This is a genomic window from Caballeronia grimmiae (genome assembly GCF_000698555.1).
Taxonomy (GTDB): domain Bacteria; phylum Pseudomonadota; class Gammaproteobacteria; order Burkholderiales; family Burkholderiaceae; genus Caballeronia; species Caballeronia grimmiae.
The window spans coordinates 1-10,622 of record NZ_JFHE01000076.1; the positions used below are offsets into that span (position 1 = coordinate 1).

Annotated in this window: 18 protein-coding genes and 1 pseudogene; 6 read left to right on the top strand and 13 right to left on the bottom strand. The window is 57.6% G+C overall.

The features are described from left to right. On the top strand, positions 1-851 hold an 851-nt coding region (locus tag BG57_RS29980; protein ID WP_035970815.1), incomplete at its 5' end, for an aspartyl/asparaginyl beta-hydroxylase domain-containing protein. On the opposite strand, the gene BG57_RS29985 is transcribed toward BG57_RS29980, so the two are convergent. The 13 genes from BG57_RS29985 to BG57_RS30050 form a co-directional block, all read right to left on the bottom strand. Beyond that, positions 848-1,051 carry a hypothetical protein gene (locus tag BG57_RS29985; RefSeq protein ID WP_035970790.1) on the bottom strand — a complete coding sequence of 68 codons (204 nt, stop codon included), beginning with the start codon at positions 1,049-1,051 and terminating at the stop codon, positions 848-850. The genes BG57_RS29980 and BG57_RS29985 overlap by 4 nt on opposite strands. A gap of 13 nt (positions 1,052-1,064) precedes the next feature. Next, positions 1,065-1,511: a hypothetical protein gene (locus BG57_RS29990; RefSeq protein WP_035970791.1), complete on the bottom strand. Its 447-nt coding sequence runs from the start codon at positions 1,509-1,511 to the stop codon at positions 1,065-1,067. 20 nt (positions 1,512-1,531) lie between these two features. Then, positions 1,532-1,783, bottom strand: a complete 252-nt coding sequence (locus tag BG57_RS29995) for a hypothetical protein (protein WP_035970792.1) — start codon at positions 1,781-1,783, stop codon at positions 1,532-1,534. A gap of 328 nt (positions 1,784-2,111) precedes the next feature. After that, positions 2,112-2,327: a hypothetical protein gene (locus BG57_RS30000; RefSeq protein WP_052006096.1), complete on the bottom strand. Its 216-nt coding sequence runs from the start codon at positions 2,325-2,327 to the stop codon at positions 2,112-2,114. A 50-nt stretch (positions 2,328-2,377) separates the two neighbouring features. Next, positions 2,378-2,521 (bottom strand): hypothetical protein, encoded by a 144-nt coding sequence (locus BG57_RS33210; RefSeq protein ID WP_160174773.1) that lies wholly within the window; start codon positions 2,519-2,521, stop codon positions 2,378-2,380. A gap of 61 nt (positions 2,522-2,582) precedes the next feature. Next, the gene (locus BG57_RS30005; protein ID WP_035970794.1) at positions 2,583-2,879 is read right to left on the bottom strand and encodes a helix-turn-helix domain-containing protein; all 297 of its coding nucleotides are present in this window, start codon (positions 2,877-2,879) and stop codon (positions 2,583-2,585) included. Next, the gene (locus tag BG57_RS30010; RefSeq protein ID WP_035970796.1) at positions 2,872-3,186 is read right to left on the bottom strand and encodes a hypothetical protein; all 315 of its coding nucleotides are present in this window, start codon (positions 3,184-3,186) and stop codon (positions 2,872-2,874) included. Before BG57_RS30010 ends, BG57_RS30005 begins: the two co-directional genes overlap by 8 nt. A gap of 152 nt (positions 3,187-3,338) precedes the next feature. After that, positions 3,339-3,998, bottom strand: coding sequence for an HAD family hydrolase (locus tag BG57_RS30015; RefSeq protein ID WP_052006097.1), 660 nt, complete (start codon positions 3,996-3,998; stop codon positions 3,339-3,341). 607 nt (positions 3,999-4,605) lie between these two features. Continuing rightward, entirely contained in the window at positions 4,606-4,854 is a 249-nt protein-coding gene (locus BG57_RS30025; protein ID WP_152562751.1) for a hypothetical protein, read from the bottom strand. A gap of 676 nt (positions 4,855-5,530) precedes the next feature. Further along, positions 5,531-6,070 carry a hypothetical protein gene (locus BG57_RS30035; protein ID WP_035970806.1) on the bottom strand — a complete coding sequence of 180 codons (540 nt, stop codon included), beginning with the start codon at positions 6,068-6,070 and terminating at the stop codon, positions 5,531-5,533. 596 nt (positions 6,071-6,666) lie between these two features. Further along, positions 6,667-6,930 (bottom strand): CCDC90 family protein, encoded by a 264-nt coding sequence (locus tag BG57_RS30040; RefSeq protein WP_035970809.1) that lies wholly within the window; start codon positions 6,928-6,930, stop codon positions 6,667-6,669. Between the two features lie 63 nt (positions 6,931-6,993). Next, complete coding sequence (locus tag BG57_RS30045; protein WP_035970810.1) at positions 6,994-7,197, bottom strand: helix-turn-helix domain-containing protein; 204 nt, start codon at positions 7,195-7,197, stop codon at positions 6,994-6,996. Between the two features lie 101 nt (positions 7,198-7,298). After that, the gene (locus BG57_RS30050) at positions 7,299-7,988 is read right to left on the bottom strand and encodes a tyrosine-type recombinase/integrase (protein WP_035970811.1); all 690 of its coding nucleotides are present in this window, start codon (positions 7,986-7,988) and stop codon (positions 7,299-7,301) included. Between the two features lie 370 nt (positions 7,989-8,358). On the opposite strand from BG57_RS30050, the gene BG57_RS30055 reads away from it, so the two are divergent. The 5 genes and pseudogenes from BG57_RS30055 to tnpB all read left to right on the top strand — a co-directional run bounded on the left by BG57_RS30055 (position 8,359) and on the right by tnpB (position 10,488). Further along, on the top strand, positions 8,359-8,631 hold the full coding sequence (locus BG57_RS30055; protein ID WP_035970812.1) for a hypothetical protein: 273 nt from the start codon (positions 8,359-8,361) through the stop codon (positions 8,629-8,631). A gap of 617 nt (positions 8,632-9,248) precedes the next feature. Further along, complete coding sequence (locus BG57_RS34410) at positions 9,249-9,557, top strand: hypothetical protein (RefSeq protein WP_420912096.1); 309 nt, start codon at positions 9,249-9,251, stop codon at positions 9,555-9,557. Next, complete coding sequence (locus tag BG57_RS34415; protein WP_371875881.1) at positions 9,452-9,682, top strand: hypothetical protein; 231 nt, start codon at positions 9,452-9,454, stop codon at positions 9,680-9,682. Before BG57_RS34410 ends, BG57_RS34415 begins: the two co-directional genes overlap by 106 nt. A gap of 114 nt (positions 9,683-9,796) precedes the next feature. Beyond that, positions 9,797-10,144 (top strand): annotated as a pseudogene (tnpA, locus tag BG57_RS34420) (IS66-like element accessory protein TnpA); the annotation flags it as partial. Continuing rightward, a complete protein-coding gene (gene tnpB / locus BG57_RS30065; protein ID WP_035970813.1) occupies positions 10,141-10,488 on the top strand; it encodes an IS66 family insertion sequence element accessory protein TnpB in 348 nt (115 codons plus the stop codon). The pseudogene tnpA and the gene tnpB, both read left to right, overlap by 4 nt. The last annotated feature ends 134 nt before the right edge of the window (positions 10,489-10,622 follow it).

Consider the following 10,622-nt stretch of genomic DNA (forward strand, 5'->3'; position numbering starts at 1 on the left):
GCGGTGGCTCAAAATTCATTCGGCGCGGACACCGCCAGCTTTCCGACCATTCGACTTTTATGTCGCCGCTGAACGGTTTTGTCTACCTGTTCTCTCGCGTGCCGTCGACGCCCTATCTCGAACCTTCGCTCTTTCCCGAGCTCGCGCAGATCAAGGCGCACTGGGAAACCATCCGCGCCGAGGCCATCGCACTTCACGAAACCAGCAAGATTCGGGCTGCAGGCGAGTACAACGACATCGGCTTCAACTCATTCTTCCGGCGCGGATGGCGGCGCTTTTACTTGAAATGGTATGACCGCCCTCATCCGTCCGCGGTCGCACAGTGTCCGAACACGGTCTCTATCCTACAAGGCATTCCGACGGTAAAGGCGGCCATGTTCGCCATGCTACCGCCCGACGGCGTGCTCACGCTGCACCGCGATCCATACGCAGGGTCGCTGCGCTATCACCTGGGACTCATAACGCCGAACGACAACAAGTGCGCGATCATCGTCGATGGCGAGCGCTATTCGTGGCGCGACGGCGAGGAAGTCGTTTTCGACGAAACTTATCTGCACTGGGCCGAAAACAAGACCGACAAGGACCGCATCATCTTGTTCTGCGACATAGAGCGGCCGATGAAATACCGATGGGCTCAGGCGTTCAACCACGCGGTAGGCGGCTTCCTGATGCGCGCGGCTACCTCACCAAATGAGATTGGTGACCGTACCGGCGTCCTGAATCGCGCGTTCAAATATCTATATTTGATCCGGCTCGTCGGCAAGCGTCTGAAGGCGTGGAACCGAATTGCGTACTACGTCGTGAAGTGGCTGCTGTTTGGCGGAATAGCGGTTGCGATCTTCTGGCACTAGAGGCAAACGAAGGCGGCGAGCCTGCCAGGGTCGATCCGCGACAGTTCCTTCATCGCGGCGTTCTTGAGCGCTTCCATGCCGTCATAGTTGTCGGCATACGTCGCCAGCTTGCGTTCAAGCCCCCGAGCGTATGCCTTCCACTCCGCTGCCTCTTGTTGCGCCTGGCGAGCGACGCCCAGCGTGTATCCATCCACTGCCATAGCTTCTGTTTTCCTAGTGATTAACAGTGGGACAGAGCGTTGCGAACACGCCAACCACCGTGCCAACAGTGCACAGGACGCGATAGAGCGTCTGGTTTACTCGCTCGGTTAGCGTCATACCGCTGAACGTTTGAATCTCCCACCCTCTCAGAAACAACGTTCCCCAAAGCAGCGTCGCTGCGCTCAGGGCTTGTAAGAGAACCTGCCAATTCGGGCGCAGCGCATAGCCGGAAAGACCAACCGCTTCTGCCCATAGCCAGCCCATCGCGAAGGCGATGCCCACCAGCGACGCGGAGCGCAGAAGCGCTTGACGTACTAGCGAAACGCGACCGGCCACACCCACATCTTCTGAACGCGTTGCATCCACCGCCTCAATGTGTTTTTGCTCGGCGGCAACGAAAGCGTTCGGCGCAAAGACCAACCGCGCTGCATTCAATAAATCCGTCACCACAGTTCGCATCGCCGATGTTTCCTATCCCTTCACCGTCGCGCGGCGGCGACAAACTTGTCATACGCTGCATCGAAGACTGCTTGGCGGTTCGCTTGGACCAACAGATAGTTGGTCGGATCTACACGAGCGAGTTCTTTTAGCAAGGCGTCCTTCGACGCCATCACGCCTTCATTCGCCTGCGTGCCGCTATAAGCACGCTCGACCCTGGCGGCGTAAGCCTTCCAGTCTGATGCCTCCTGCTGCGCTTGTCGCGCAACGCCGAGGCTGTAACCATCTACCATCCTTTGCTCCTTCTCTTAGTGCCACGCTGCCGCTTGATGCTGTTTTCCTATTGCTTACCATTCGATGCATTGGACGGGACCACCGCCTTCCGAGCGCACTCGACACATCGCACCTCGACCGGCAGCGCCAAGAAGTCAGCGAGGGGCACGAAGGTCGCCTTCGCACTCGGGCGCGAAGTGTAGCGACAGCGCGAGCCGCCGCCGCTGTCCGTCGCAAGATGAACGCGCTCCGTTTTCGCGGCTGGCTTCAAAGGCAGGCTCATAGTCCGTCTCTGTTTTCCGATCCCTTCACCGTCGCGCGGCGGCGACAAACTTGTCATACGCTGCATCAAAGACTGCTTGGCGGTTCGCTTTGGACCAACAGATAGTTGGTCGGATCTACACGAGCGAGTTCTTTCAGCAAGGCGTCCTTCAACGCCATCACCCCTTCATAGTTCGCCTGCGTGCCGCTATAAGCACGCTCAACCCTGGCGGCGTAAGCCTTCCAGTCTGCGGCCTCCTGCTGCGCTTGTCGCCCCACGCCGAGGGTGTAACCATCTACCATCCTTTGCTCCTTCCCTTAGTGCCGCGCTGACGCTTGATGCTGTTTTCCGATCAGTTCCAGGGCCAGTTGCGACCGAGCTTGCGACGTGCCTTAGACGGCGAAACGTCGATTCCGCTGAGCTTGTTCAGCAGTCGAGCGGTGACATAAATCAGTGGCGCACAAAGTATCAAAGCCAGTGAGAGCATTTCAAGCATGGCTGGTTTTCCGTTGCGTCCTACGTTCCTCATTCCTCCTCGGAGAAAGGGCTTTCTCCGATCAGGCAGAAGTTTGAATATCCAGCAGAGCCTCCGGGTGTTTCGCCGCGACCCGCAGAAGCGTTTGTGCAGCCCCAGTCGGATTCCGCCGACCCTGCTCCCAGTCCTGAAACGTGCGAACCGATACGCCAAGCAGGACCGCAAATTCCGACTGCGACATACCGACCTTGGAGCGCGCAACAGATGCCTCAGTGGGTGCAACGTTGGTCACACGTGCGCCGTGCTTCCGCTTCATCTCACGAACGGATTGCAGCAAGTCAGCCTGAAACTGCTCTAGTTCCTTATCGACCTTATTCATCTTCGATGCCCTCACGAAGTTGATTGAGAAAGCTCGACGGCAGGTTGTCGAACTTCGCTTTCGTGTACGCGATTAGCAGCCAAATCACGCCCTCATCCAGCGCGTTGTAGTAGATGACACGCGCCCCGCCACGTTTGCCCATACCAGGGCGCGACCAGCGCACCTTGCGCAGCCCTCCTGTGCCGGGAATCACATCGCCTGCCATTGGATTGTTTGCTAGCCACGTTATGAATTCCGCACGTTCCGCGTCGGACCAAATCTGGTCTGCATAGCGCTGGAAAACTGTGGTTTCGATGATCGTGTACATACTGATACTATACGGCAACGCCGTATAGTACGCAAGTCGCTGTCATCGCGTCTCAGCCCGACATGCACAGGCGCAAACGCCCTTGTGCGGTCGCGTCGTCAAACAGCACGAAGGCGGGCACCCCGGCGGATGAACGCACCACGCGTCGCGCATTAGGCCGTTCCGCTACCCGACGTTCCCGCTCCCAGCCGGAACGCTGAGGCATCGGGATAGCCATGAGCGAAGAGTCCTACGATTGGCGTGAGCGAGTCTATCGAACCAATTCTCCGAACATTCGACAGTCGGTTTAGATGAATCGCGCTCAACCCGCTTGCTATCGCCCCCTCATAATCATCCACGTAGGTATCGCCGATCATTAGCACTTCATTCGCATGCAAGCGAAGCTGACTACAAACGTTTGAGTAAATTCCGCAGTCCGGCTTCAGACTGCCGACCTCGAAAGACCAGGCGTAAGCGTCCAGCTCGAAGGGAAGTAATCGGCGCAGCGGAGCGGCATAAGGCAACGCCAGATTCGACGCAACGGCTAGCGCAACGCCCTTACTACGCAGCGCCATTAGTACCTGACTAACCTCTGGAAACAGCCGAATGCTCGCCAGTTCGGTTTGCAAGTCGGCCTCAAGCAGCCGGATCTCGTCTATGTTCACCCTGAGTTCGACGGCAGCCTGTCGAAGCAACAAGGGCTTGCTCATTAGTAGCTGCCTCGCGTGCTGTCGACCTTTCGACAGCCGAGCAAGGCGGGCATACGGTCTCTTCGGGGCAGTGATCTCGCACAAAGTGCCAAAAGCGTCGAACACAACAGCCTTGATAGCCATATCTCGTCAGCTATTCTCTAATTGGTCTGCGAGTCGTCGAAGCTGGTCAGCGTAGCGCCGCTTATCTCCGACAGTGATTCCGCCACGCCCCTCTCCGTGATGTATGCATGAGAAGAGGAAGCCAGCCGCCTTCGCCAAATCCAACTCGGCAAAGTTCGCGTGGTTGCTTGCCAGAGCGTCTTCGCGAATCTCAGCCCCTATGACGCGAAGGCGGTCATACGTCCAATGGTTCATTTCCCAACCCGCCCTTGCTGGCCGTCAGCTTCGGTGCGGTCGAATCCGAAGTCACTCACTTGCTCGATGAAAGTGAAGTCGTCCTCTGCGCTCGCCTCGCTGCAAATAAGGTCTGACTGCGCTCGCATCGCCGCTGCTAGGCGCGTAAGGTCGATCCACATCTGCGCTTGCCCATCACTTACGAGCGCCCTGCCTTGAGGCCAGTCGATTCTAAGGACACTGAACGTTCCCGAGTTCCCGGCTGCGGGCCGGGACTCCTCTCGTTGGCCTGAGCCTTCTCCTGTTGACATTCCATCCTCCCTCAGTGCGGTCGAGCTCATTGTAGTCGCGCACGGCCCGTTCCGCGCCCCAAAGCTGTTTTCCGGTTTATTCGTCAGGCATCCAACATTGCGGCGTTGACCAGCGCAACGAGGCGGCCGCGGTCAGTGCTATAGCTCGCGGGGGCGTCCCCAAGCTCGTCCGTGGTTTCGACCCATTCATGCAGAACGCCCGAGGCGAAGCCCTTCTGGATCCGTCTGATTGCTTCGTCTGGCGACGCACGACTGACGCTGACGATATCGCGGATTTCGTTCTCCGCGTCCGCTGTACGACTTTGATACGCCTGCGCTCGCTGCATGTCCATATTCATTATCCTTTGACGTTACGGAATGGCTACAGCGATGACGCGTCGAGTGCTGGTTTGAAAGGCGCGCTTGCGCCAGAGCTAGCGCCCGCGGCCGGATGGCTAGCTCGCCAAGCTTTCCGCTCGGCCTCTTCTGACGCGTTGAACGTCCGAAAGTATTCGACGCTGAGTTGCTGGCTCGCTGCGATGTTCGCCTCAGTCAGAATCACGACGTCCTTCCCGACGTGCCATGTATGCGTAGCTGGCTCAATGAACCGCACATTCATGACGACCTTGGAGCTCGAAGGCTTGTACTCGTCGTTACCATATTTCGAACGAAGGGCTGCAATAACGTCGTCTTGCATCCCCGCAGCCGGAATCATTACCTCGAGCTGGTAGATTCGCCATCTGCCGCCATTAGCCCAAGCGGCATAGTCGAAGTGAGCAGGAAATCTTCCCAGCGTAGGTGCCCTCCGCCTTGCACGCGAAATCCGATAGAGCACGCACCGGTGTGCAACTTGAGTGGCGGAAAAGCGCCTTCAAATCTCGCTCGCTCGACGCCGGACTGATACCGCGATAAGAAAGAGGCGACGACGTTTGCGATCCCACGTTTTGGGCGTGGGATGCCCCGGTCAATGCTAGTGAAGCGATCCAAATCAACGATCCAAAAGCGTTGAGGTTTCTCATTGTTTTCCGATCAATTCCGGCAACGCAAAACGGGCATAATCGCCCCGTCTGCCCGCTCCGCTTGAGGACGCTCCTTGAGTCGCTGATCGCTTGACGCCGGAACGTCATACGCAGTCCCGTTCACACAAACGGCGGGGGTGCCCTTTTCATCAACACCCATGTGCACGGCCGCGCTCTCAGGAACGGGGCCGGAGCTGTGTACTAAAACCACTTGTGGCGTGTTGGAATTCTTCCAAGTGATCCACGTGGAGAATGCGGTGACACCTGTGTAAAGGATGGTCGAAAGCGCGATTGCCCACGTCAGACGACTCATCGTCACCTGTTGTTTCGACTGTGCTACCGCGTTCTGATCGGCCCATTCAAGTGCTTTATCGCTGCGACCGACAAGCGCATCAGCGCTTCTTACCAGCATAAGAAGCCGGTTCGAAAGGGAATCCATTACCTTGTTCGTGCGATGTTGCATCGTACGCGCGAACAGGGCAATCTCCCCCTGATCGGTTGGGTTCTTCTTCAGCAAATCATCCAGCGGTACTTCGTCTTCCTCTTTCACTTTTCGCTAACCCCGCAGTTGTTGGTCGTTACGACTTGCTTTCCTGTGCTTCAATAGCGCGACCACCGTGTGCCAAGCAGTGCTGTGACCAAGCAGAGCCCGGTTCGATATCGAAAAGCGCAGCGAAGCCAGACGGGGTGGACCGCGTGACCTTCTGTGTACGCGCGCCCCCGCAGTTTCGCAAGCTCGGTGTGCGGGATTAACGCCATCGAGCCGCACAAAGTCGGCCGACTTTACGACGCGTTTGCATAGGCGGCAACGCGGATTCGGCTTAATGACTTCTCGATTCCAGTTGCCTTGTGCCATCGCGGTGTGTTCCCCTTGTCAGCCACCTGATGGAACTACGCCCAAGCGACGCGTTTCGTGCATCGTCGAAATTCGCTGCCGGTTCTTCGCGGCAATGCGACCGGCCATGCGCCTATTTTCTTAGGTGCCGACCGTTCCAATACTTGACGTCTAGATGCACTGGGTGCATACCGCTGCGTATTGGTCTGCAATCGTCATTATTTTTTCCTTGTCATCTCGGGCCGCACGCTTCCTGTTCGCGCCGCTTGTGTCCAAGCTGCGGGAGCGTGCGGTTACAGCAATTTCTCGGTTCAGTGCGCGAATTTGACCACGCCGACAAACAAGGCCGTCATCGCGAACATCGTTCCGACGACCCACTTAATAAGCTCGGCCTTCGCGTCCGCGAGCTTCGCGGTGATGCTCGCGTCCAAAGAAGCAATGTCCTGCTTCGTCGCGATTTGGTTATCGATAATTTCGCGCAGCGCGTGGGCTTGTCCTTTGGCTTGCTCGGCGGTAAATCCCGCCGCTTCAAGCTTTTCTGCGTAGGCGAGCGTGTCGAAAACGATGGCCGTCATGTGGTGTTTCGGGAGTTTGTTTAGATGACTCATTTTAGCTCATCGACGTTGCTAATGCAATCTCTATGTTGCATTCGATTGCGAGGCAAGTACCAATCCTCGGTATGCATCCGCTTCTTTTGCGGGAACCGTTTGGCCCGTCTTTTCGTAGCGGCCGATCTGCTGCCGAGTCAGTTTCCAACGCTCCGCAAGCTGGGTCTGCGTTAGTCCTGCCTTCTTGCGCAAAGCCTGCGCGTCCTCGCCGTAGAGCACGTCTGTTTCCTTCATGGTTTGGGCGTCAAATGGAACATGTATGTTCCAATAGTACCTCAGTTCGGTGCGCGTCCTGCGTGTTTAACGGCATCGGCGTCGCGCACTTCAGTAGAGCTTCAATCCAAGCCCAACACTGCCGCTACCGCATCTACTAAGTCCCGCGCTGAAACATCGAGGTACGGGGCGACATGGTCGATATGCGAGTGGCCAAGCAACGTCTGCACGGTTTCGAGCGAGTGTCCGTTCGCGATCAAGCGACTAGCGAAAGTGCGTCTGCCCGTATGGCTGCTGTAACCATGCCCGAGTCCAGCGGAACGATACAAGCCAGTCACATAGCTTTGCAGGCTGTCTGCGGCCAGGTACTCGACCGTTTCGCCATCGGCGTTGACTCTTCGCTTTGTGCTCAACTCAAAGGCGCTGCGCTTCTGCGTAAGGATCAGTCGCGTGCGCGGCATCAATCCACGGTACTCTTTACGATCCAGCGACACCCCGTGTCCACGCCTGTACCGCCATTCGATATAGCGCTCGAACGCCGCGACCGCTTTCGCGTGCGAGAGAAAAACGCAGCGAGGCCGACAGCCTTTAGTGATCGAACCGGGCAGGCAGACTTCTTCCTTTTTGGTGCCCGACTTCGAAAGGACGTGATGGACTTCAAGCCGCGCAATCTCAGTCACTCGCATGCCGCACGTAATGCCGAACAAGAGGATCAAGGTGTCGCGTTCAGGGAAGCGGCTGGTCGCTTCGGTTACGCGCAGGAGATGGCGAAATTTCGCCGGGGTCAGGATTTTGGCGTGTTTGGACTGCAATTTCGTTTCTCGTAATACGCTAAGTTTCGAGCCTTGTTACGAGAGAGAAACCGTAGGGCGCTCCTTTCCAGTGTAACCCGCGAGAAGCCTGACTTCCTCGGAAAATGGTTCAGGCCACACACTGGGCGTTTGTGCGGTTGCGCACGCTTAGGCAAGGCGCACGGCAATGTATGTCCTAAGCTCTAACGGATTATGCAAACCGTTGACCACGCGACGTTCCAAGACTTGCGCTGGACGATCCTGCATGAAGGCGTCCGAATCTACGGTGACAATTACCCGGATCCTATCGCAACCCACACGACATTCGCGGCGACGCGGTGGGAAAAGAGAGCCAGCCTCATCAAAATGGGCAAGAGAGCGAATCGAGCGCATGAGTAACGACGAAGTGGTGGGCTGTCTGCCTGCGATACACGATGAAGCAGTGCAACGGTTGGTGCACGACCACGACCCAGGCGGTGATTTGCGCTGGGTGGCAGTCCACGAAAACAAACGATCTGAGCTGCTTGACGCACTGGCAAAGCGTGATTTTCGCGATATTCGAGGCCGCATCTATTGGAACGCTCAGGAGCATAACCCGGACGTAAGGAACCTCCTGGCGGCGGTATCTAACGGGGATCTCGAACAGATGCTCAACAAGCTATAGCATTCCCAGGTCCCTCGTTGCGCTGTTGCGTAGCAAAGGGGGCGATTGCCAATGGAAGACTAGTTTCCGCACGTCACTACACGCAAGGAGCGGCTATGCGCGTCGAACTGCACGACTTGGGGACCGTCGAGATTGAAATCGAAAAGTGCAGCAGTGGGCACGGAGTAACGGTCAGTCAACGCTTCGCCGCCAAGGATGGGACGACGTCTACGAGCTTTACTTGCACGTGCTACGAATCCAACGGGAAGTCGTATTCGAAAACGATTACTTGCCCGGACGGCAACAACACATGCGATTGCAGTACGCCAAGCAGCCCCAGTCCCAGTTGCGGGTAACTTCGCACAGATCACTACGAAGGCTCGGCTCGCGGCCTTCGCGCCTGCATGGCCCCGGCTTCTCATGCTCGCCGCCCTCCTTGATGGCTTCCCCTATGGCCTTTTCTGATCGCGTCCGTCATCGCCGTCGCGGTCTACGGCCTAGGCGCCTCGCGTTTTGTGGAATCGTCCTCGGCGACAAGCAGCCCACCGCAGGGCAGTTTGTCACGTCGATTCATGCGTGAATCTTGCCCCATAGCGAACGCACCGGGAAAAGGCGGTGCGCGAGAAAACGGGTTTGCCATGCACTTTTACACGAGCCACACCGACGAACCCGCCTCTGGCTACGCCTCCGAGGGCATTGCCGGCTATGTGTTTCCGACACAAGAAACTGGAACCGTAGCGCTGTATCGGTGGCGGCATCCCGAAAGCAACCTCCACTTCTACACCGTTGATCCAAACGGAGAAGCCGCACCGCAACTGGGCTACGTCTTAGAAAGGACCGAATGCTACGTTTCAACGCGGCAGGCCCGGATACCCAACCGGTCTATCGCTGGTACAACGCTGAATCGGGCGATCATCTTTTTACGCTCGATCCGACTGGTGAATTAGCGCCAGGCTCGGGATACGTCGCCGAGGGGATAGCCTGGTATATGTATCCGAATAACCTTCCGGGAACCGTCGCACTTTATCGGTGGGCTGCGGGAGAACGTAACCGTCCGACCGCGACCGTGTAGACGCATGATGAAGGCGTCGCCATGATTTCCCGGGGCACATATGTCACTGTGCCCATAAAGGAAATCATGGACACAGTGACCGAATCCACCCAAGTCAAAGGCGCCCGCAAGTATCGGCGGCGTACAGCGGACGAGAAGCGCCAGATCGTCGAGGAGACGCTATCCAGTGGACGTTCGGTAGCGGAGATTGCGCGCAGTCACGAAGTGAACGCAAATCAGGTGTTCGACTGGCGTAAGCAGTATCTCGAAGGACGGCTCGGCGCCGACGAGCGCCTATGTACCTTGCTGCCGGTCACGGTCAATGAGCCCAGCGACAGCGGCGTGGCCGAACCGGCTGCATCTACGCTTGCGACACGGGCGCCTAACACGATCCGAATTCAGTTGCCACGAGGCGACGTACACGTCGAAGGCAGTGTCGATCTCGACACGCTGCGAGTGGTGATCCAGTGCCTGAGCCGATGATCGGTCCGCTGACAAACACCCGCATCTGGGTTGCTGCCGGGTTTACGGATATGCGCTGCGGCTTCGATGGCTTGGCCGCGAGGGTGCAGACCGTGCTGGCGAAGGATCCGTTCTGCGGACACATCTTCGTCTTCAGAGGCAAACGTGGCGACCTCGTCAAATGCCTGTACTGGCGTGACGGTGAGCTATGCCTGTTCGCGAAACGACTGGAGCGCGGGCGCTTTGCCTGGCCCCGTGCTGACGGCGGAGTTGTGTCGCTGACCAACGCGCAACTCGGCCTTCTGCTCGAAGGGTTCGACTGGCGACAGCCTGTCGATGTAGCCCGACCCTGCAGCGCTTTTTAAACGTATGTGACAACGCGCGCGTAGCGCAATGCACGCGCGTAAACTGCCTGCATGGCATCCAGCAATGCTTCCCTCCCGGACGACATCGAGGCCTTGAAGGCTCTCTGTCAACGGCACTCTGGAATTGATACGAC